The 22086-nt window shown below is 45.0% G+C and carries 22 protein-coding genes; 14 read left to right on the top strand and 8 right to left on the bottom strand.

What is annotated here, in order from left to right; genetic code table 11:
- Nucleotides 1-36 precede the first annotated feature (36 nt).
- The gene (locus tag K5Q73_RS00460; protein WP_220758682.1) at nt 37-570 is read left to right on the top strand and encodes a type II secretion system protein; all 534 of its coding nucleotides are present in this window, start codon (nt 37-39) and stop codon (nt 568-570) included.
- Between the two features lie 74 nt (nt 571-644).
- On the top strand, nt 645-971 hold the full coding sequence (locus tag K5Q73_RS00455) for a DUF3144 domain-containing protein (protein ID WP_220758683.1): 327 nt from the start codon (nt 645-647) through the stop codon (nt 969-971).
- 113 nt (nt 972-1084) lie between these two features.
- Here the strand turns inward: K5Q73_RS00455 and K5Q73_RS00450 are convergent, their stop codons facing one another.
- Nucleotides 1085-1699: a LysE family translocator gene (locus K5Q73_RS00450; RefSeq protein ID WP_220758684.1), complete on the bottom strand. Its 615-nt coding sequence runs from the start codon at nt 1697-1699 to the stop codon at nt 1085-1087.
- Nucleotides 1700-1992: 293 nt separating this feature from the next.
- Here K5Q73_RS00450 and K5Q73_RS00445 point away from each other — a divergent pair, with 293 nt between their 5' ends.
- The 4 genes from K5Q73_RS00445 to K5Q73_RS00430 all read left to right on the top strand — a co-directional run bounded on the left by K5Q73_RS00445 (nt 1993) and on the right by K5Q73_RS00430 (nt 7780).
- Nucleotides 1993-2535 carry a thioredoxin family protein gene (locus K5Q73_RS00445; protein ID WP_220758685.1) on the top strand — a complete coding sequence of 181 codons (543 nt, stop codon included), beginning with the start codon at nt 1993-1995 and terminating at the stop codon, nt 2533-2535.
- Between the two features lie 134 nt (nt 2536-2669).
- Nucleotides 2670-4124 carry a sigma-54-dependent Fis family transcriptional regulator gene (locus K5Q73_RS00440; protein ID WP_220758686.1) on the top strand — a complete coding sequence of 485 codons (1455 nt, stop codon included), beginning with the start codon at nt 2670-2672 and terminating at the stop codon, nt 4122-4124.
- Nucleotides 4125-4445: 321 nt separating this feature from the next.
- Nucleotides 4446-5912, top strand: a complete 1467-nt coding sequence (gene ccoG, locus K5Q73_RS00435; protein WP_220758687.1) for a cytochrome c oxidase accessory protein CcoG — start codon at nt 4446-4448, stop codon at nt 5910-5912.
- 272 nt (nt 5913-6184) lie between these two features.
- Nucleotides 6185-7780 (top strand): AMP-binding protein, encoded by a 1596-nt coding sequence (locus K5Q73_RS00430; protein WP_220758688.1) that lies wholly within the window; start codon nt 6185-6187, stop codon nt 7778-7780.
- Nucleotides 7781-7921: 141 nt separating this feature from the next.
- Here the strand turns inward: K5Q73_RS00430 and K5Q73_RS00425 are convergent, their stop codons facing one another.
- The 6 genes from K5Q73_RS00425 to K5Q73_RS00400 form a co-directional block, all read right to left on the bottom strand.
- Complete coding sequence (locus tag K5Q73_RS00425; RefSeq protein WP_220758689.1) at nt 7922-8236, bottom strand: hypothetical protein; 315 nt, start codon at nt 8234-8236, stop codon at nt 7922-7924.
- Nucleotides 8237-8752: 516 nt separating this feature from the next.
- On the bottom strand, nt 8753-9265 hold the full coding sequence (locus K5Q73_RS00420) for a lipocalin family protein (RefSeq protein WP_220758690.1): 513 nt from the start codon (nt 9263-9265) through the stop codon (nt 8753-8755).
- Between the two features lie 99 nt (nt 9266-9364).
- The gene (locus tag K5Q73_RS00415) at nt 9365-11254 is read right to left on the bottom strand and encodes an ABC transporter transmembrane domain-containing protein (RefSeq protein ID WP_374706781.1); all 1890 of its coding nucleotides are present in this window, start codon (nt 11252-11254) and stop codon (nt 9365-9367) included.
- Between the two features lie 218 nt (nt 11255-11472).
- On the bottom strand, nt 11473-12021 hold the full coding sequence (hutZ, locus tag K5Q73_RS00410) for a heme utilization protein HutZ (protein ID WP_220758692.1): 549 nt from the start codon (nt 12019-12021) through the stop codon (nt 11473-11475).
- Nucleotides 12022-12065: 44 nt separating this feature from the next.
- Nucleotides 12066-12575: a heme utilization cystosolic carrier protein HutX gene (hutX, locus tag K5Q73_RS00405; protein ID WP_220758693.1), complete on the bottom strand. Its 510-nt coding sequence runs from the start codon at nt 12573-12575 to the stop codon at nt 12066-12068.
- Between the two features lie 76 nt (nt 12576-12651).
- Complete coding sequence (locus K5Q73_RS00400) at nt 12652-14685, bottom strand: TonB-dependent hemoglobin/transferrin/lactoferrin family receptor (RefSeq protein WP_374706780.1); 2034 nt, start codon at nt 14683-14685, stop codon at nt 12652-12654.
- 359 nt (nt 14686-15044) lie between these two features.
- Here K5Q73_RS00400 and K5Q73_RS00395 point away from each other — a divergent pair, with 359 nt between their 5' ends.
- The 6 genes from K5Q73_RS00395 to K5Q73_RS00370 all read left to right on the top strand — a co-directional run bounded on the left by K5Q73_RS00395 (nt 15045) and on the right by K5Q73_RS00370 (nt 20060).
- Entirely contained in the window at nt 15045-15800 is a 756-nt protein-coding gene (locus K5Q73_RS00395; RefSeq protein WP_220758695.1) for an energy transducer TonB, read from the top strand.
- Between the two features lie 118 nt (nt 15801-15918).
- Entirely contained in the window at nt 15919-16695 is a 777-nt protein-coding gene (locus K5Q73_RS00390; protein ID WP_220758696.1) for a MotA/TolQ/ExbB proton channel family protein, read from the top strand.
- Nucleotides 16692-17105, top strand: a complete 414-nt coding sequence (locus K5Q73_RS00385) for a biopolymer transporter ExbD (protein WP_220758697.1) — start codon at nt 16692-16694, stop codon at nt 17103-17105. The genes K5Q73_RS00390 and K5Q73_RS00385 overlap by 4 nt, the downstream gene beginning before the upstream one ends.
- Before the next feature lie 150 nt (nt 17106-17255).
- Nucleotides 17256-18185, top strand: a complete 930-nt coding sequence (locus tag K5Q73_RS00380) for a hemin ABC transporter substrate-binding protein (protein ID WP_220758698.1) — start codon at nt 17256-17258, stop codon at nt 18183-18185.
- Between the two features lie 59 nt (nt 18186-18244).
- Nucleotides 18245-19261 carry an iron ABC transporter permease gene (locus K5Q73_RS00375; RefSeq protein WP_220758699.1) on the top strand — a complete coding sequence of 339 codons (1017 nt, stop codon included), beginning with the start codon at nt 18245-18247 and terminating at the stop codon, nt 19259-19261.
- 4 nt (nt 19262-19265) lie between these two features.
- On the top strand, nt 19266-20060 hold the full coding sequence (locus K5Q73_RS00370) for a heme ABC transporter ATP-binding protein (RefSeq protein ID WP_220758700.1): 795 nt from the start codon (nt 19266-19268) through the stop codon (nt 20058-20060).
- Between the two features lie 123 nt (nt 20061-20183).
- Here K5Q73_RS00370 and K5Q73_RS00365 read toward each other — a convergent pair whose 3' ends face one another.
- A complete protein-coding gene (locus K5Q73_RS00365; protein ID WP_220758701.1) occupies nt 20184-20738 on the bottom strand; it encodes a TetR/AcrR family transcriptional regulator in 555 nt (184 codons plus the stop codon).
- 224 nt (nt 20739-20962) lie between these two features.
- On the opposite strand from K5Q73_RS00365, the gene K5Q73_RS00360 reads away from it, so the two are divergent.
- Together K5Q73_RS00360 and K5Q73_RS00355 are read left to right on the top strand one after the other, a co-directional pair.
- Nucleotides 20963-21496 carry a dihydrofolate reductase family protein gene (locus K5Q73_RS00360; RefSeq protein WP_220758702.1) on the top strand — a complete coding sequence of 178 codons (534 nt, stop codon included), beginning with the start codon at nt 20963-20965 and terminating at the stop codon, nt 21494-21496.
- Between the two features lie 34 nt (nt 21497-21530).
- A complete protein-coding gene (locus K5Q73_RS00355) occupies nt 21531-22079 on the top strand; it encodes a YdcF family protein (RefSeq protein WP_220758703.1) in 549 nt (182 codons plus the stop codon).
- The last annotated feature ends 7 nt before the right edge of the window (nt 22080-22086 follow it).

Raw genomic sequence — 22086 nt, 5'->3', positions numbered from 1 at the left:
ATGCGAGAAATTAACTTATAAATAACGGACTAATTTATGGCTAGAAACACAACATCGTCAGGATTTACCCTTATTGAAATAGTTGTGGTGCTCATCGTTTTAGGGATCTTAGCTGTAATCGCGTTACCTAAGTTTATTAATCTAGGTCAGGATGCTGAAATCGCCAGCGTACAAGCCACTGGCGCTGCATTTAAAGGTGGCATCACTTTAGCTAATGTAAAATGGGCATCCAAAGGTGGCTCTGGCCCAGTCGATAACTTGCAAGTATTTGGTGATGGCAGTAACGGTCAACTCGATATCAATCAATGGGGCTTTCCATCACAAAGTTACCCGCCATTTGAATCTAGCCCGAGGCTGAATAACGTCGCTGATTGCATATCGGTTTGGCGAACTGTTATGCAAGAGCCTCCTGTGGTTGCAAGCAATCCGAATACTGATGGTGCAGAGTACTTTGCTACTTATATTAGCCCTGATCAGTGCCGTTACTTCTACCTTCCAGAACAGACCATGTCTATCTATTATGACTCCCGTAACGGCAGCGTTATTACCGATTCAGATCCCAATAGTTAATAACAATGATTCATTAATGACTCATTTAAGATAGAATCGAAACACTATCCTAGGTAAACAAGAGCAGAAGCAAGATGTCAGAAGCTAAAAAAGAAACCACCATTTTTGAACTAGCCGATCAATTCATTGCATTGGCAAACGAGCTTGCAGGTAAAGAGCAAGATGTAGGTAAAGTCGGTACGGCTATGCGTTTCGCAGCCTCTCGATTCAACGCCTTTGAAGCCGCATTGAAGTCATCAGATCTTGCTGCCGAGAAAGATAATGCACTTGAATGGTTTACCGATGAATATAAAGCCATGCTAAATGACAACCTTGAAGACCATATCAAGAATCCAGTGCAAGCTCGCGAGCCAGAGCCTGAAGCTGCTAAAGATGATGCCGTACAGGTATTCAACTCTTAAGCTTTAAGAGACTAAGCTGTAAGCTAATGCTTGAACAAAGCTGATACCATAAAAAAACGCCATCATTATTGATGGCGTTTTTTTATGTCAGTAAGGAGCCTGTTCCCACAAACTTAAAGCGTTACCAGCACTCTCACTGCCAACAAAATAAGCACCACACCCGACAGTTTATCAATTAGTGCCGCTTTCTCTCTGAGTTTAGGCAGCACTGCAGAGTGAGATAGCAACAGCGCGATAAGCGTATACCAAAGACCATCGATAACCAAAGGCGTTAGTACAATAAGCGCTTTGCCTGTCATGTTGTCAGCCACCATCACAAACTGGCTAAATAGCGCCAAGAAAAACAGCATGATTTTAGGATTAAACAATGAAATAGCCAGTCCATCGCGGGCTGCTGTGATGGCATCAGTCGATTCTCCCGCTGCCAATTTATCCGCCATGCCACCTTTTGAACGCAGCGCCTGCACGCCCATATACGCAAGATAAAGCGCACCGACAATAGCAATACCATTAAACACCATAGGCGCCTGCTTTAGTAATACCGCCAAACCTAATAGGGTCACTAAGGCATAAACACCAATCCCGATAGAGTGTGCCCAGGCACAGACAATACCTTTACCTCTACCACCGCCTAATGTGTGTCTCACCACCATAGCCAAACTCGGCCCTGGTGACATTGCGCCTAAACAGCAGATAGCTAGCAAACCTAGCCAAGCGCTAAAAGTCATAACAATCCTTACTTAATACTCTAGCCTACGGCTAGGGAGAAATTGTCCACAATATACATGATTTAAACCCATGCTGACCAACTCGCTTTATCACCGGCAAACAAAAATTGTCGCTAAGCGATGGCATGATGTCCTCAAGTTGCTAAGCGTTACTCAGGTTATTTTCATTTAACTCGGGCACAATAGTGTTAGTTTGGGACAATGCACACATAAAGTGCGCTGTAAGCTATCGCCAAAACTGAACGTCATTGACAACATACATAGCAGCCTTTAGATAACCCTTTGGAGTTTTGATGGACACGATTTCAATCAGCATTGCGATTTTTTTCAGCCTACTTTGCTTAAGTATTGCCTCGCTTATAGGACTAAAAATCAAAGGTAGGCTCGTCCCCAATGGCGTGATTGTCGTACTTGGTTTTATGGCTATATGTGTCGGTAGCGTATTTGCCTTTATTAACTACGGCGAAGATTACGACGCTTACAAGAAACTGAATTGGCAAACTTTAACACCGAGTCAGATCCAGCCGCTTGTAGATGAAGGCTACACAGTGTTTGTTGATGTCACCGCTGACTGGTGCAATATCTGTTATGCCAACAAAGTCGGCGTTACCCATAGAGAGAAAATCGTTAACGCCTTAGCGGCCGATAATATTATTTTAATGCTAGGGGATTGGACTGAGCCCAATGCAATCGTTGAAGGCTATATGCAAACTCAAGGTCGCGGCGGCACGCCTTATAATAAAGTCTACGGCCCAGGTGCGCCAAACGGCATTATCTTACCAACCCAGCTAACAATGGAATCGGTGCTGCAAGGCTTAGCAAAAGCAAAAGGCTAGTCGCTACAGGCAGCATCTAGCGCCATTTATTGTTAAAGATATTAGTAAGGTCACGTTATTTCGTGACCTTATTTTTTTACCCATCACTTTTGCGTATACTGTAGCGATAAACTGCTACATAAACAGGGCGCAAAATGTCTGCCATTAACCTTGAAGATAAAACCAACCACGACGATTTCCTGCCCGAGAACCAACTGATCCTGAACGCGGTTAGCGAAGGAATTTACGGTTTCGATTTAGCAGGTAATGCGGTGTTTATTAATCCCGCAGCCGAGCGAATGACAGGTTGGCAATCTCATGAGTTACTTGGCAAGAATATCCATGATTGTCATCACCATAGCCACAGCGACGGTAGCCATTACCATAAAGACGATTGTCCAATTTATAACACCTTAATCGATGGCACCGCTCGTGAGATCTCCCATGAAGTATTTTGGCGTAAAGACGGTACAAGCTTTCCGGTACATTACACTTCTACCCCCGTGTACAAAGATAGCGTATTAATTGGTGTAGTCGCGATATTTCGTGACATCAGTATTCAAAAACAAACTGAGCACTCGTTAAGGCAAGCGCTTGAGCAAGTTCAAGCCTTATCTGAGAAGCTCTCGTTCGAGAATCAGTATTTACAGCTCGAACTAGCAGATCGTACGGGAGACGTTGAGATCTCAGGCTCTAGCCAGCCAATTAACCAACTAATTCAACAAATTAAACTAGTCTCCAATACCGAAAGTACGGTATTGATAAGTGGTGAAAATGGTACAGGCAAAGAGCTGGTCGCCCGCAACTTACATCGATTAAGTAACCGTGCCGATAAGCCATTAATTAGCGTTAACTGTGCCGCATTTTCAAGTGCGCTGCTAGAAAGCGAACTGTTTGGCCATGAAAAAGGCGCATACACAGGTGCCACCAGCCGCCGTAAAGGGCGATTCGAGCTGGCTGACCAAGGCACGCTGTTTCTAGATGAAGTAGCCGAACTCAGCCTAGAAGCTCAATCTAAACTGCTGCGGGTGATCCAGGAGCAGGAATTTGAGCGCGTAGGCAGTAGCCAAACTATCAAGGTCGATATTCGCCTCATTACCGCCACTCATCATGATTTGCTTAAACGTGTTGAGCAAGGTCTGTTTCGTATGGATCTCTATTACCGCCTCAATGTGTTTCCAATTGTAGTCCCACCATTAAGACTACGATTAAGCGATATTCCTGAATTAGTCGGCCATCTGATCCAAGATTTAAATCGCAAACTAGGCAAGAAGGTCACTCAAGTTAGCCACAAAGGCATGACCAAGCTTATGCAGCATAACTGGCCGGGTAACGTTCGTGAGTTGCAGAATGTATTGGAGCGGGAAATGATTTTATCCCAAGGACCCGTGCTCGAGTTTTCACAACTACAATTTGCCGATCAGACTGAAAACCTGTCCCTTGCAAGCAGTCAAACTCTACAAGAGGTGGAGCGCCAACATATCCTGCAGATCCTCAAGCAGACCCAATGGCGGATATCTGGAGCAAGCGGTGCAGCCGCACTGTTAGGGCTTCCACCTAGCACTCTACGTTCACGAATGAATAAATTGGCCATCTCTCGCCCAGTCTAAGTTTACGTGGTTTACATTTGGCTCATAGGCTAGGCTCTCTACCTGACTGATGCATCCGGCTCCCAAGTTGTTAGCTCAAGCCCTGAGTTCAAGCCCTGAGCACGAGTCTAAAAAACCGCCCCAAGTCACGACATATCACCAAGACACGATATATCGTGACCCAGACAAATACACCTCCACATATTATTCAATAAAATCAACAGCTAATAACACAAACCATTTGGCCTAAGGCTTGCAGAGTTGCCGGTACGTTAACTAATGATATCGTCACGCAGTGCTCAAGTTGCTGCGAACACAAAATGCGTCCAGTAGAGAAGCCTTATGCAAAAAAACAACCTGAATAACACTGTGGGCAGCCCAGCAAGAGAGCAGCGGATCCCGGTAACCGTTCTGCCAAGTAAACCTCAAAGCAATAAGATCCATATTCGTGAGCAGAAAGGAGATTTGCAGAAGATAAGAACCGGCATGAATAGCTTGTTGGTAGCAGTATTTTTTCTACTGCCTTTTATCTCTTATGAAGGGCGTCAGGCCATTCTATTTGACCTTAATGAACAACAGTTTTTCTTTTTTGGAACCACGCTCTGGCCGCAAGACTTTACCATTCTAGCCTGGGTATTTATTGCCGCCGCGTTTCTACTTTTCTTTGTCACCGTTTTCTGGGGAAGAGTCTGGTGTGGCTACCTTTGCCCTCAGACCGCCTGGACCTTTATCTATGTCTGGGTCGAAACCCGCATAGAAGGCAAGCGTAATAAACGTGCCGCCTTAGATAAAGCGCCTTGGAGCAGCGACAAACTCAAAAAAAGACTGTTAAAACACTACGTTTGGGGGGCTATCGCTCTGTTGACCGGTTGTGGTTTTATCGCCTACTTTGTGCCTGCACGTGAGCTCTATATCGATATTTTTAGCTTTAACGCCAGCTTTTGGGTAGCGACCTGGGTATGGTTCTTCGCAATCTGCACTTACCTAAATGCAGGTTGGATGCGTGAGCAGATGTGCCTTCATTGCTGTCCCTACGCACGCTTTCAGTCTGTAATGTTCGACTCCAACACTAAGACGGTTACCTACAATGCCGAGCGAGGAGAAAACCGCGGGCCACGCAAACGTAAACCAGCCCTTAATAGCGCAAGCTTACTAGACCCTAGCTTAGCAGACTCTAGTCCAGACAAGGCTACCTTGGGAGATTGTGTCGACTGTAACTTATGCGTTGAGGTCTGCCCTACCGGAATTGATATCCGCAACGGCTTGCAGTATGAATGTATCGATTGTGGTGCCTGTGTCGATGCCTGTAACCAGACCATGGACAAGTTTGGCTATCAGCGCAATCTTATCGGTTACACCAGTGAAAACGCCTTATCTGGTAAGGCAGAACCCTTTTATGAGTCTTACAAGTTTATTGGCTACGGAGTCGCTGCCTTACTGATGTTGACGGTGATAGTGGCCGATATCTATAGCCGCAATAATATAGAGCTCAACGTGATCCGAGACAGACAGAGCCTATACCGAGAAACCAATGATGAAACAATCGAAAATAGTTACACCCTAAAGATCCGTAACAAGACACAACAAACCAGGCTTTATCGTGTCTATGTATCTGGCAATAGCGGTTATCGACTCGTTGGCCAAACGAACTTAAAAATAAAACCGGGCGAACAATTAGATTACCCGGTAACTGTCATTGCAGCGCCTGAGTTACTCGATGGTGCTCGCACTGAGATAACCTTTACCATCGCCGAGCAGCATAATTTTGGCCAAGCCTCGCAACAGTCGAGCTTCTTTGCACCGATTTAATGGTTAAAAGAAGGTACTAGGTCCTAGGGCGCTTCGCTTCTAGGACGGGCTGCGCCCTGCTAGGAAGAGCAAAAGCATGACGAGCTAAAACCCGACCTACAAAGTAAGATTAAAACCGCTTTTCTGCAAGGCCACAGGCCGTTCGACTCTTACCTTATTTCAACCAGCCCCATTGACCTATGGACATAGATCACACTAATCTAAACGCCTGTTTGATCATTAAGTAAGCATAACTATCCAAATAATAACTAAACCAGCTAAAGGGCAATTCAATGGCATACGATTCTGACTCAACACTCGACCTCTCGCGTTACGCTTCCCTTATCGATCTAATAGAACTTGCCAGTGCCCGCTACGGTGACAAAGCTGCATATTCATGCTTAGGTAAAGAAACCTCATTTAACGAAATAAATCGATACTCTCGCCAGTTTGCAGCGTATTTACAGCAAGAAACCAACCTTGTTCAGGGTGACAGAATTGCGATTCAGCTGCCCAACATTACCCAATTTGTTATCGCCGCTTATGGTGCAATAAAAGCTGGTTTAGTGCTAGTTAATACCAATCCGCTTTATACACAGCGCGAGCTAATTCATCAATTTAATGACTCGGGTGCAAAAGCGTTAGTCGTATTGTCAGATCTACTCCCTACATTAACCGAAGTCGTCGCAAGCACAGATATTGAAACAGTGATTTCCACCCATGCGATGGACTTAATTTCGCCGCAACCACAACCTGAAGTCCCCTTTGCTACAGTGCCTTTTTGTGAGGTATTAGCCAAAGGAGAAGAGCTGACCTACGCGCCAGTGATCAGCGTACTAGGCCAAATTGCCGCGCTGCAATATACCGGTGGAACCACAGGATTATCGAAAGGCGCAATGCTCACCCACGGCAACTTAATTGCCAACGCGATGCAGATAAAATCCCGCTTAGGTAGCCGTATCATTGAAGGCGAAGAGATCTTCGTTGCACCGCTGCCGGTGTACCATATCTACGCCTTTATGGTGAATTTAGTGCTCTATTATGAGCGCGGCGGCTGCTCGGTACTTATCCCTAATCCACGCGATATATCAGGGCTAATTTCAACCTTATCAAAGTATCCCTTTACTGGCTTTGCAGGTCTCAACACCTTGTTTGTTGGCTTATGCCATCAGCCAGAATTTAAGGCGCTGGACTTTAGTCACCTTAAAGTTACGATTTCTGGCGGCACCGCGCTGACCCAAGCCGCTGCATCTATTTGGCAGCAAACAACGGGTTGCACTATCTCTGAAGGTTACGGCCTATCTGAAACATCACCTGTAGTATCGCTTAACTCACCGGGGCTTGAGCAGCTTGGTACTATCGGTAAACCTGTTATTGCCACCCAAGTAAAAATCTTAGATATGGATGATAACGAAGTCGCTATCGGCGAAACCGGTGAGCTGGCAGTATTTGGCCCGCAGGTGATGCTAGGTTACTGGAACAACCAGAGCGAGACCGACAAAGTGATGACAAAATCCGGCTTCTTTAAGACTGGTGATATCGCCATTGCTACGGAAGATGGGTTCCACAAAATTGTCGATCGCAAGAAAGATATGATTATCGTCTCTGGCTTTAATGTTTACCCTAATGAAGTGGAAGATATCTTATCTAGCCATGAGGCTATTTTGGAATGTGCGGTGGTTGGTGTTAACGATGAACGCAGCGGCGAAGCGGTAAAAGCCGTGGTCGTACTCAATGATAGCCATGCAGACAAAGACCAAGCCATCGCAATAATAGATAGCTATTGCCGTGAGCAACTCGCGGCCTATAAAGTGCCTAAAATCATCGAGTTTGTTAGCGCCCTACCCAAATCTACCGTAGGTAAGATTTTAAGGCGCGAGCTACGTTAGTAGCTCCAAGGTAAAAGCTACGTAAGTAGCTCAAATAATAAAAGCTACTCAAGTAGCTCCTTGGAAGCTTCTAATTCAACCTGATTAACTGCTAGCTCTATAGCTTTGCCACTGTATATTCAGTCGCAAAGCTATCAGTAGCTAGTTAGCTATCAGCCGCTTATTCATTTCTAACGTCAGCCAAGTACCGTTGCTATCGAACCTTTGACGGTAGGTATATTGCCAACCTTCACGCACCTGAACCACAACTTGAGTATCACCTTGCTGTGGTTTTTCTGGCTCAGGTAAAACCTGCTCCTGATCAGCGGTGGTATTGATTGTTGACGATACTGACAGTCTCTCTTCAATCTCTTGTTTAGCAAAGGCTGCAGAGGTAAACATACCTAGCAATATTAACGACCCCCCTGCAATCAAGTTAGCAGGCTTCTGCCGCGTAAGCCCTTTATCTCTTTTCATAAAAAATCCTTTTAAATGAATTAAAAACATCCACCAAGTTACACTAAGCAACAACAGCAAAAGGTATCATTTTGTAACCAGTCTGTTCCTCTAGCCTAATAATGCCAATCAGTATAAGAAGTTGATCTACTCAGAGCGGCTTTTGGCAAACTAATTCAAGGCGAATAGCTGTAAGAATGGCGATTCCCTTGTAAAGCTGTTCAACGCTGAAGTCGGCAGCCAAAAACGCTCCAGAATGGCGAGTTTTAGCGACTCTGACGCTTTGGGTCTTAAGGAACAAGAGGGAGCTTAACCCTAGTTCAACTATGCTCTTCACTCGTTGCGAGCTGCATGGATGCAGTGAATGTCATTAAAGCAGGAGCACTTAATGACCTTGCATCAGAACCGCTAAACTCTCGCTGAGCGACCAAATCTTTATACTGATTGGTATAAGTTAAAATAAGCTGTCGCATTAACCCAAAAAGGAGCCATTGGCTCCTTTTTAATTGCTAACATTTCTAATAGGGCTAAATCAGTCTAGCTTTGCTCGACCCAAATGATCTGCTCAGTAGCAAAACCAAGCTTTTTAGCTTGCTCGATAAACTGTTGTTTAAGTGTTTCATCAACTGTTGGTGTGCGCGATAAAAACCATAAATAGTCACGGTTATAGCTAGTGATAAAGGCGTATTGATAGTCTTGAGTATCGAGTTCATACACCACATACGCGCCATAAAAAGGTCCAAAGAAAGACACTTTCAAATGACCAATATCAGGGCTATCTACAAAGTAGGCTTTGCCCTCTGCTTCATCCCAGCTTTGCTCTGCAGTTGAAAAGCCGCGGTTAATCACTTTAACCCCACCATCATCTTTCATCGAGTAGGTAGCAGTCACCTGATTTAGCCCACGCTCAAAGCTATGGTCTAGCCGCGCTATCTCATACCAAGTGCCTAAGTAACGCGGTAACTCAAAGCCTTTTACCGGTTCAATACCGCTTGGCAAGCTAGTACAGGCCGATAAAAACAGTAAACATGCAATAGTTATTAAGCGCATAGGACTCTCTCTTATTTTGTTTAAGTGCGTAGGCAGAGATCGAGCAACCTTATAACTCTATCCCTTTAACTAACTATACGCTTAAGACGCTGTTTTAGTTTACTCTTGTTGTAGTCCATCATCGGTTAATAACTGCAAGCTGGCAAACTCTCGATAAAGCTCGCTGCTTTGCATTAACTCGCTATGGGTGCCACTGCCCACCACTTGGCCTTTATCTAACACTAAAATGCGGTCGGCATTGATAACCGTTGCTAGCCTATGGGCAATAATTAACGTGGTTTTACCTACCATTAAACTATCGAGTGCCAGTTTTACCTTTTGCTCACTCACCGCATCAAGTGCGCTAGTGGCTTCATCGAGTAACAGAATAGGTCTATCTGCAAGAATCGCTCTGGCAATCGCAATCCGCTGCTTTTGGCCGCCAGATAAACGTACGCCGCGCTCACCCAAGTAGGTTTGGTAGCCATCACTAAACTCACCAATAAACTCATCGGCTTTTGCGGCAATACATGCCTGCTTCACTTCAGCTTCGCTCGCTTCAAGTCGGCCATAACGCACATTCTCTAATACACTAGTGGCGAAGATCACTGACTCTTGTGGTACTAACGCATATTGCTGACGCAAGGTTTGCGGGCTTAGCTTAGCGATATCGACGCCATCAAGTTCAATTATTCCGCTATCGAGCACATAAAAGCGTTGCAGTAATTCAAATAAGGTACTTTTACCTGCGCCGCTTGCGCCAACCAGCGCAACCCGTTCACCGGGCTTGATATCAATATTGAGGCCGCGAATAACTTCGTTGTTAGAAACTGGCTCAGGGCTATTTATTGGATCAGGGCTAATTCCTGAGCGCTCAAGGCTGTTTTCAAGCTCAGGGTTGTTTTCAAGCTCAGGGCTGTTTATCGGCTCAAGGCTGTTCTCATCTAAACTATCTGTGGCCTGATTGCTATCATCTATGTTGCCATAACTAAAGCGCACATCTTTAAGCGCGAGCTCGCCTCGAACCGGTGATGTTAACGTAAGCGGGTTGGCAACAACTGGGATATCGATTGGCGTTTCAATTAGCTCAATTAAACGCTCAGTCGCACCAGCTGCACGTTGGATTTCACCAATCACTTCACTGATGGTTGCCACAGAGCCTGCCACCATTACTGCGTAGAACATAAAGGCTGAGAGTTCACCGGCACTAATCGCACCGCTCATTACATCGTGTGCGCCAACCCACATCACTAATGCGATAGCTAAAATACTTAAAAACATCACTAATGATATTAGGATTGAGCGGTATTTAATCCGGCCTTTAGCTGCATCCATCACAGCCTCGACGCGATGATTAAATAGCGCACGGTCTTGATCTTCATGGGAGTAGGCTTGCACAGTGTGGATCTCATGCAATGTCTCATCCACATAAGCGCCTAAGTCACCCACCTTGTCTTGACTTTTACGACTTAAATCACGCACCTTGCGACCAAAAAAGAAAATCGGCCCAAGTACCATAGGCACGGCTAATAAGACTAAGCCGGTCATTTTAAAACTAGTAATGGCCATCATCACTATGCCGCCGAGCACAGTTACGCTTGCGCGCAGCGCCATCGACAAGCTTGAACCCACCACTGATTGCAGTAAAGTTGAGTCAGCAGTAAAACGGGAGATCACCTCACCGGTTCTCAGCTTGGCGTAAAAGCCTGGCGATAGTTTGAGTAAATGGTCATACACTTTTAATCTAATGTCGGCACTGACTCGCTCACCTAGCCAAGTCATTAAATAGAATCGGCAAAATATCGCGCTGCTACTTAGTGCGGTAATGCCAATTACCAGCATGATTATTTCGTTTAAGCGTGAGCCGTTATCTTTTAAAAAACCTTCATCGACCATAAGGCGTACGCCTTGACCAAGTGACAACCAAGCCAGTGAACCGATAAACAAAAAGATAATCGCGGTGATAACTTTGGCGCGATAGGGTTTTAAAAATGCGCCAATCCACGGCAGAACTGCGCGCTGGCTAACGTGGGACTTAGATGGTTTAGTGCTGCTAGCCTTAGAGGCCGGTGAGTAGGGCTCGTCTTTGGCGACTGAAGAAGCGTTTTGATCCAATGCAATATCCTTAACCACTAAGGTTAAAATGAAAACAACAGCAGAATAACAAAACCCGCGCAAAGGCGGGCATTGTTTATTGAATTTTAATACCAATCAGTATAATTATCGGCTTAACTTGCCTCTTCAGCGAGCTCCGCTTTTGGTGTGCCATGGTGACCATCGCGCTTCCAGTCAACATCTAATAACTCAGAGCCCGATAAGCTAAATGCCTGACCAAAGCCTTTTACATATAAGCCATGATGCGGATTTAGCTTAAATAGATTGAAATCACCAAGACCCGCTAGGTTATCAATCATCTCGCCAAAACGTAATGATAATGCCGCCACCCCCTTGGTAAATGTTTCGCTGTCGCGATCAACTAACTCAGCTGTTGCATCAAACGTGAGGCGCTTGCGCGCAAATACACTTTTAGCCGCAGCTTCATCTTCTAACAACATCACAGACAAGCTGTTTGATGCTTTAAGGTTAGTGCCGTGGCGAGCAAGCTCACTCACCAAGATATAAAAGCCATCATCCGCTAGCGCAAATGGGGCATAACTTGCATTGGGCACACCGTCTGCATCTTGGGTAGCAAGTTGTAGGGTTGAACGCTCGGCCTTAAAGGCTTCGATTTCCGGTAGTAATTTCTCTCGTAGTCTTTGCTCTTTATCGTTGCTCATTACTCTACTCTCTTCTAATGCTAATTATTTTTCGGCAAATCGACTTAAGCTAATACGGCAACTTGCTGCTTTAACTCATTAAAACGCGCCACCTGCTCTGGCAGTAATACCCGTTTTTTGTCACGACCTAAGTACACCTTAAACACCACTTCACCTTGTGAGCCAAAAAAGTTAATGGAGTGACTTTCGGTGCCTCTAAACGGCTTGCTAATCAATGCGATTGCGCTAATAACATCTAGCTTTAGGTGGCCATGAAGACCATCGCCTTTAGTGATTAAGTTGTAATAACCGTGGGCGTATTTTCCTTTTGGAAAACGGCCTTTAAATTCAAAAATACTGCCCGATGCTGAGATAATCGTGGTCATGTTGCCCCACTCTGGTAGCTCGGCCAACAAAGCGTCTTTTTGCTCTAATGGCAGTATGCTCAACTGCTCGCTTGGTAGAGCGGATACCACTTCCAACTCAGTGATATTAAGTTCTTCAGCAACTTGGCTTGGCATGGCTGCCGGATTAGCTTCTAGATGTTGACGGATTTGCTCTACTGATACAGACATGGAATATCTCCTATAAAATAAACGGCAAAGAAGTCGACGCATGTTAATGAGCCGACCTCGTTCTCAATTAGCTTACTTAGAAGCTATAGCGCGCTGACAATTTGAAATTCCTGCCTTGTTCATACAAGGTTTGCCACGCTTGGCGATATTCCTCATCACCGATGTTTTCAACGCTAAAATCGACTCTTAAGCCTTCAAATGTGCCCATAGCGGGTTCCCATGCCACGTACATATCCCACAATTTGTATGAGTCATATTGGTTTACGTTATCTAGCGGTAACTCGTCTTGTTCGGCTACATAAGTAAAGCGAGTACCAATTTTCATATCGCCTTGCATAATCCCTTGCGAAAGATCGATAGCGAGCTTTTTAGCTGGAATGTTAGATAAGTACTCGTCAGTTGCTTTGTCTTTACCTTCAGTTTGACCGTAGTTCACGCTTAGGCGAGTTTGCTCATAGCGGTAGCGAGTGCTGAACTCAAAACCGGTTAGCTTAGCTTCATCAACGTTGTTCCAAGAGGTGGTTTGCTCAAAGCCAGGAATACCCATTAATGGATCAGAAACCGACTGCTCGATAAAGTCATCAACGTCGTTTCTAAACACGTTTAAGGTGATAGCTAGCTCATCGTTACCCGCAAGATTGGCAAAACGTAAATCGGCTTTGATTTCTTTATTTTCGGCTTGTTCAGCTTTCAAGTCTGGATTGATTTCAAAGCTGTTACATAAACCATTTGGTAAGAAACCAGGAATAGATGGAATACAGTAGTGAGTACCTGTTGAGTACATCTCTTCGATACTTGGCGCGCGGAAAGCTTGATCGTAACGTGCACTTAAGGTTAACCAATCCGTAGTCTTCCAAACTAGACCTACTGATGGCGAAAATGCGCTATCGTCCGATGAAGTGTTGAGGTTATTGCTTTCATTTTTGAAGGTGTCATATCGCACTGCAGTATCTAGCGACCAGTTATCACTAAGTTCAATATCGGCACGAGTAAATGCGCCCCAAACAGTAGTATCTCCGTCGATATCATCGGGACGCTGCCCAACCTGACCACTGTCATCACGTACGGTTTTAATCGAGTCCTGATAACCGTCAACACCATAAGTTAAAACAGTATTTGCAAATTTCGAGCTGTTATTAATGCTAAACCCTAAGGTTTCATATTCAGTGCTATCAAACTGGTTTTTAGTGACGCGATCTTCGTCGTAATTGGTACCGTTCCAATACAGAGTCGCATTTAAATCCAGCAACTTGTTGTCACTAGGATTTAGGCTGTAATCTAAAGTCACGTTTTGATCTTCAGTTTTACGCTTAACCAAAGGTACTGAGCTGCCCACGTTGGTCGCAGGGTTACTCGGTACTAGCTCGTCAGTATTTGAAAAACGTGCTGATAGCTGCAAGCGTTGATCATCGGTAGGTTCCCAGCCAAATTTTGCTAAGCCACTTGTGCCTTCGGACGCGCTATTTTCAAGGGTTTGGTCATTACCAATTTTGATATTGTTGCTGTCGTAGTAGCTACCATTGAGTAACCAGTCTACTTTACCTGCCGAATCAGTTTGGGTTAAACCGTAAATGGCACCACTGGTTTTAATGCGATCGCCATTGGTCTCATATCCTTGCTTAAGGTAGCCACCAAAGGTGTCTTCTTCGTCTAAAAAGTCTGCTGCTGATTTAGTGTTTTGGGCAACCACGCCACCAATTGCGCCGCTGCCCCATAAGCTACTGGCTGGGCCACGGATCACTTCGACTGAACTTAAAAGCTCAGGGTCCATAAAATAAGTGCCCCGATGACCTGAATTGGTGTTTTGACGAGCACCATCGATAGTTTGCAGCACACGTTGACCGCCTAGACCACGGATTTCAACGCCTTGAGATGAAGCTCGTGGACCGTTAGTCACATTGACGTTGGCTTCATTTTTTAATGCCTGAGCAACCGATGCTGGTTGCGATTCCTGCAACTGCTCTTCACTCACTACCGCAACGCTGCGGCTGGTTTCCGATGCTTTTTCGCTTACACGAGTCGCGGTAACAAGCACTTCGTCAAACTCAGTTATTTGCTGCTCAGAGACTTGCTGAGTTTGCGCAGCAAATGCGCCCGAGCTTAGAGCCATTGCCATAGCGACTACAACTGGCTTCTTAGTCATTTTTCAATCCTCAAGGTAAGTACCGATAGCATCTCATCTGCAATCCACTTGGTTAGGATTGCCATTTTGAGACTGCCGTTTTGTTATTTTCGGCACTTTACCTGAGACAAAAAAATAGATCAAATGAAAATCATTATCATTTGCGATCTCATTCAAGCTGGTATATCTTATTTGGAAACCATTAACACTGACTTATCTAACCAATTGTAAATAATGTAAATATCTACCTTTTATGTCAACTTTGTAAAGATGTAGCAATTAGGTAGCGTTAAATACAATTGATAGGCCAGTACTAATATAATTCTATTGAGTAAGAATTTTCGGCCATGACTCCTAAACGTTATTTTGCTTTTGGTTGTTTAACTATTTTAATCCAAGGAGGCGTACTCGCCTCACAAAACAGCTTGCCAGAACTACAGCTCAGTTCAGGCTCTGCCATGGGCTCTAGCCAGACAGTCAGCATTTCTATTGCTATGCAATCTAGCCAAGCAGTAAAAACGCCCAAGCAAGTTAATGCACCCGCTGAAACCAAAGCTAAGCCAGCACCTCGAGTCGAAGAGGTTGCCAAAGCTCACTCGTTAACTCAGCCCCTTATGGAAAAGTCCATTGCAAGGCCCCAACCAATTGCCAAGCCTAACGCCATTGCGCAAACCCAAACCAAACAAGTTACTGCCCAAAAAAGTGAGCCTGTAAAGGCAAAGAAAATAGAGAAAGTGACAGAGGTTGCCGTGGCTCCAGCAACTGCAGAGCAAGAGGCCCATAACCAGCCCAAGGTCGAGGCTAAACAAGGTGTCAGCAAGCAAACTATCGCATTGAGTAAGCCTACTTTTTCTAGCCCCCCCACACAGCCTCACTACCCTAAAAAGGCCCGAAAAAAGGGCTTTCAAGGCACAGCAACGGTAGAGGTAATGTTTAACCAACTAGGTGAACAGCTTTCTTTAACCTTGGTTGATAGCTCCGGGTACCACTTACTCGACAAGGCAGCACTGAGCGCCGTTGAAGAGTGGCAATTTAGTGCTCCAAAACCACAAACCGCTTACGCCTACACAGTACGAGTACCGGTGAAATTTGCATTAAATTAATGCATCAAAGCTTACTGGGATAGTAAGGCTGAATATAGGCGTTTAAGGGAAAGCGCAATAACCATTTATTAGTTTATATCGTTACTGCGATAGCTTGAGTTATCGCCAAGGAAATAGCATGTCTCAACCTTTATACCAGCAACTCTTCGAGCAGCTTGGCTACTTAACTTGGCCATTATTTATCTGCGCTTTCTTAGCCCTAATGATTATTCTAGAGCGCTTAGCATTAATGCTCTATGAGCTACCTAAGCGTGACGGTTGGCTCACCCAATTACGCCAACAAGCGCGTAGTGCAACCCCAGAGCAAAAACAGCAATTGATGACTCAAATCAGCCTAGGTCGCAGCATGCTAGCCAAAGGCACTGCCTTATTACTGAGTCATGGCGAACAGTCGCGCGCCATGCGCGAAGAGATTGTTTCACTCTGGCTAGTGAAGCAAAAAAGTAAGCTGCTTTCGGGGTTAAAGGTTTTACACATAATTGGTGTTATCACCCCGCTACTTGGGTTACTGGGCACAGTGTTAGGGCTCATCGAAATGTTTAATCAACTTGGGCTATCGGATGGTCCTGTAACGCCATCACAACTCGCATCGGGTTTAGGCCTTGCGATGAACACCACGGCTGCAGGCCTTATTATTGCGGTTCCCGCCATTACCCTTGCGCATCTGTTTACCCTTTGGGCAGAACGTCGCTGCAACAAGTTAGCCCATGCGCTTAACTTATTAAACCTTTGGCTCGACGGCTTTGATCAAGCCTTGAGTATCGGCACAGATTCAGCTGCACAGTTATGTTCAAAAGCCGCGACCTGTAAAGAGGCGAGCTGCCAGTCTCAAACTGCTGAGCGAAATAAAGTAGCTGAGAGAAATAAAGCACCCGTGGCAGGTTTACCGTCATGATCAATGCCGGCAATGATGAAAGCAGCCAAAGTTTTGGTTTAGATCTGACACCGCTTATCGACATTATTTTTATCGTGCTGGTGTTTTTACTACTCACAGCTAATACCCAATTACTGAGCTTACCGGTTGATGTGCCTACTGAAGCAGACTCAAATCTAAGCGCGCTGTCTCAAGACAAACATATTGCAATCAATGTACTGCAAAGTGAGCCGCACTGGGCACTTGATGGCCAAAGCTTTAGCGACTTTGATGCCTTTGAAGCGGCATTTACTCAAGCTTTTAAGGCTAACCCAAAAGCCAAAGTGATTATTGCAGCCGACAAAACCGCCCCAGTGCAGCCCTTAATGACCTTACTTGCTGCTTTGCAAAGGCAAAACATCACCAATACGCAGATTTTAATGGAGCCTTAATCGGCTACATATTGTTGTAGTGACTTTTAATGCAGTGCTTTTTATTGCAGTGCTTTATTGCAGATTGACTAGCGAACTAAAGCGTTAATTTTATTACTTATTCTTGTTAAATCGTTTTATTAAATAGTTTTGATTAATTTGGAGTTACCCATGCTTGGTAAAAAAATCTTTAATAACAGCCATAATAGCTTATTAGCCAGGCTTGCCCTGCTATCGACATTGGCATTTAGCCAATCAGTACTTGCTCATGCAGACGCCCATAGCAATGAAAATACATCACCTAGCACACGCGTAGTCAGTGCTGGCGCTGGCGTAACAGAACTCGTTTTAGCGCTTGATGCAGGTAACGAGCTAGTGGCAGTTGACTCCACCAGCCAGTTACCAAAAGGTTTTGATAAAGTTGAAAAGTTAGGCTACCACCGCATGCTAAGCGCTGAAGGCATTTTAGCTTTGTCACCAAATCTTGTGCTTGGCACTGACGCTATGGGACCAAAAGCGACGCTTGATGTGCTAAGCGGCGCGAAAGTCAATGTTATCCAGCTACCTGATGCCAACACCCAAGCTCAGCTACTCAGCAATATTAATGAAATGGGCAAGCTACTAAACCGTGAAGAGCAAGCCAACACACTACAAGATCAGGTAAAGCAATCATTTCTGCAAATCGAAAACAAACAGCAGCAAATAGCCAAGCAAGGTGATGCACCTAAAGTATTATTTTTACTGCTTCAAGCCGATAGACCTGCTCGTGTAGGCGGCGATAACACTGCGGCAGACATCATTATTAAGCTAGCAGGCGGCAAAAATATCGCCGGTTTTAGCGGCTACAAGTCAGTGTCCCAAGAAGGTATCTTGTCACTACAACCCGATGTAATTCTTATATCTAACCGTTCTGATAAATCCATTGAAAATCCAATTAACGATCTACTCAAGCAGATGCCACTGCTTGAGCACACGTCAGCAGGTAAAAACAAGCAGATCCAGTCGTTACAACCACAAGCCCTTTTAGGTGGCCTAGGTTTAAGCGCCATTAAAGCTGCCGACAAGCTTGCTAGCGATTTTATTAACGTAAAGCAGTACTAATTTCAGCAACTTTCCACTGAAAACAGTCCGCCCACTAAGATAAACAGCAGGATACATAAATGGATAATCGTCGTTGGCTTTGGCCCAGTTTACTCGCCGCTCTGGTGATAACGAGCCTGATGTCTGTCAGCATAGGTCCACTGCAAATTAGCCCATCGGTGAGCTTTAACGCCGTCATCAATTGGGCTACTCAGCTAGATATGGGTAGCGTTGCCCCCCATGAGCAATTGGTGATTAATAATGTGCGTCTGCCACGTACTTTATTGGCGCTGGCTGTTGGTGCAGTGCTAGCCCAATGCGGCGCGGTGATGCAGGGATTATTTAGAAATCCGCTGGCCGATCCCGGCATTATCGGAGTGTCATCTGGCGCAGCCTTAGGCGCGGCAATTTGTATTGTGCTTTTCCCTCAGGGCGGCGAGTACATGGTGGCATTGAGCGCCTTTATCGCCGGTCTTGCCACGACATTAATTGTCTATCGCCTTGCTAGCAGCCCTAGTGGTACCTCAGTAGTGCTATTGCTGCTTTCCGGTGTCGCGATTGCCGCGCTTGCTGGTGCGGGGATCGGGCTATTAACGTATATGGCTGATGATATGGCGCTTAGGGATCTGACTCTATGGCAAATGGGCTCTATTGCCGGAGCACAGTGGCATTACGTGCTATTAACCTTAGTGGCGCTGGCGCTTGTAAGTTGGCAATTTAACTCCAGTGCCAAGGCGCTTAATGCCCTGCTACTTGGTGAAGCCGAAGCGCGCCATTTAGGGTTAGATGTCGATAAGTTAAAGCTGAAACTGATTTTACTGTGCGCTATTGGTGTGGGAATTTCAGTGGCAGCAACCGGCATTATTGGCTTTATTGGTTTAGTGGTTCCGCACCTTGTACGCATGATGGTGGGACCCGATCATAAACAGCTACTGCCACTCAGTGCCATGCTTGGGGCAGCCTTATTAGCACTGGCCGATATTGGCGCACGCTCACTGGTTGCGCCATCGGAGTTGCCCGTCGGCTTAGTCACAGCCTTGCTTGGCGCGCCCTTCTTTATTGTATTGCTGTTAAAGCAGCGTCACCGCTTGGTTTAAGGTAATGAATATGCAAACAGACTCAACAATGCCGGTACTTGAAGTCAATCATTTATCAGTGCGTGTCGGCCATAAGCCAGTACTCACGGATATTAACCTCAGTATAAAACCTGGCCAAGTTACCGCGCTACTCGGCCCCAATGGCGCAGGTAAGTCGACGTTACTAAAAAGCCTTTGTCAGGACGTTGAGATTGAGGCGGGCAACATCGAAGTTTACGGTAAAGCTCTCGCCCACTGGGACAGACAACAACTGGCTAAATCCTTAGCCGTTTTACCACAACACGCCTCACTCACCTTTCCATTTAAAGTGCGCGAAGTGGTTGAAATGGGGCTTTATCCGCTATCGCTTAATCAGCAACAAGGTAAAAGGCTGGTTGGTGAACAGCTTGAGCAAGTGGCGCTTTCTCACTTAAAAGAGCGCAGCTACCCCACCCTATCTGGTGGAGAAAAACAGCGTGTACAATTGGCTCGGGTGTTAACCCAGTTAGCGCAATCAAACATGCCACCGATTTTGTTGTTAGATGAACCCACCTCAGCGCTAGATTTAGCCCAGCAGCATAGAGTGCTTGGTTTAGCGCGCAGCCTTGCTCATGAACAAAACTACGCGGTGATTGTGGTGCTGCACGACTTAAACCAAGCCTCGCGTTACGCCGATAGGTTAGTGGTACTCGAAAATGGCTGCATCGTTAGTGATGGTATTCCTAGCGAAACCTTAACAGCAGAAACGGTGAAACAAGTTTGGCATTACGACCCCATTGTGGTGATGGAACCTGGCAAGCAAACACCGCTGCTATTTTAAAACATCGCAGCCTTGGCAATAAGGCTTATTGGTGCTCAATAAAAGTGCCATCCAGTAAAAAGTGCTCATGTTTATGGGCACTTTTGCTAAAAAGTTACCACAGTTATTACCTTGCTCAGCCTTCTATTTTATCGCTTTAAAAATCAGTGTTAGCGGCCCTTTAATCGCCGCTACATCTAAAGTCTGAACTGTATTATTACAGCGATAAGCCAGCGCAAAACCATGCAGGTAATCCACCAATAAACATAAAATATCGGTTTGCTGTATTTCATCTAAATCCAGCGGTTTTAATATCGCGCTAAAGCGATTAATAAACACCTCTGCAGGCCCGCTTGATTGCATAGATAACAAGGTTTCTAACAAACCTGAATACTGTTGTAATAAGTTAAGGTAACTGCAACTTAACGCGATCAAAGCATCTTGCCAATCATCACTTTTTTCAGGCTGATAAATCTCACTCACTAATGATGTGGTAATCGCTTCAAGCAGCGCATCTTTGTTTTTAAAGTAGTGATAAATCGCCATCGCATCGACCGATAATGCACTGGCTAATGCCCGAATACTTGGAATTTTTCCATCGCTTAACATCAAGCCTTTAGCCTTGTTAATTATCGCTTCTTGGCTCAATTGTTCAGCGTGACTTGCCGGGCGGCCGCGCTTCTTTTGCTTGACAGTCATAAATCAGTCTCGGTAAACTTCAAATATTCTACAGTGTAGAATAAGTTTTATTTTGCGACTTTACAAGTAACACTCGCTTAAGATAGCTAACACGATCTGTATAAAAGATATCGTCTGCATAGATGATATTAATCAGTTCAAGCTAAGCTTATAAAGTTACTATATGCTCCACACCACTAGACTTATCACTTAATATAAAAGCAGTGTTTAAGTAAGGAATAGCTATGCCCAATATCGTTTATATCGCCACTAGCCTTGATGGCTTTATTGCTGACAGAGACAACAATGTTGACTGGTTGCATGACATTCCAAATCCTGACGGCTTAGATCTCGGCTTTGGTGACTTTATGGCACGGATTGATGCGCTGGTGATGGGACGTAATACCCTAGAAATTGTGCTCAGTTTTGGTATAGATTGGCCATACACTAAGCCGGTATTTGTTCTCAGTAATACCTTAACCCAAGTGCCTGATGGACTTGAAGATAAGGTGTTTTTGATTAATGGACCATTACCGGAGGTTATTCAGCAACTCAATGCTCAAGGCTATCATGAGCTCTATATCGATGGCGGCAAAACCATTCAGGGCTTGTTGCAGCATGATTTAATTGATGAGCTGATTATTACCACCATTCCAGTATTACTCGGCGGCGGTATTTTGCTATTTGGCGAGCTTGTAGCACCACTACACTTTAAGCATGTTAAGGCTGAGCGCTTACTCGATCATTTAGTGCAAAATACCTTTGTACGACAAAGATAAAACTAAAGCTAAAGCTAACAAGGAAAAGACGAAAGTGAGTTGCTATCAGGCGGCTAATTCAACAGCTAATTCTGTAATCATAGTACTGGGCTCGCCCAACGATAACCAAGGTCACTTATCTGATATTGCCCTATCGCGCTGCCAAGCGGCACTAAAGCAATATCAGAAATCTCCAGCCAGTAAGTTGCTACTAACTGGCGGCTTTGGCGCTCACTTTAATCAAACTGACACGCCGCACGCAGTATATGGCCAGCGCTACTTAATCGGCCAAGGCGTGCCTGAAACTGCATTTACTGATATCGCTCTTAGTCGCTTTACCTTTGAAGATGCCACCTTGGCCATAGCTATTATTGAAAAGCTGCAATGCAGTGAGCTTTGTGTGGTGACATCAGAATTTCATATGCCTAGAGCTAAACTTATTTTTAGTCAGTTATTTGCCAATTTAGACTTAAGTTATGTTGAGGCCATTACGCCTGTTAGTGCCGACAAATTGCAATTACTGAAACAGCATGAGCTATCGGTTATAGATAGAGAGAAAGCTAACTTAACTTGCTTTTCAGCTACTTTAACCGAGTCTCGTTAGCTAAATC

Origin of the sequence: Shewanella sp. MBTL60-112-B2 (genome assembly GCF_019655055.1) — a bacterium.
Taxonomy (GTDB): domain Bacteria; phylum Pseudomonadota; class Gammaproteobacteria; order Enterobacterales; family Shewanellaceae; genus Shewanella.
This window is presented reverse-complemented; position numbering and strand designations above follow the sequence as displayed.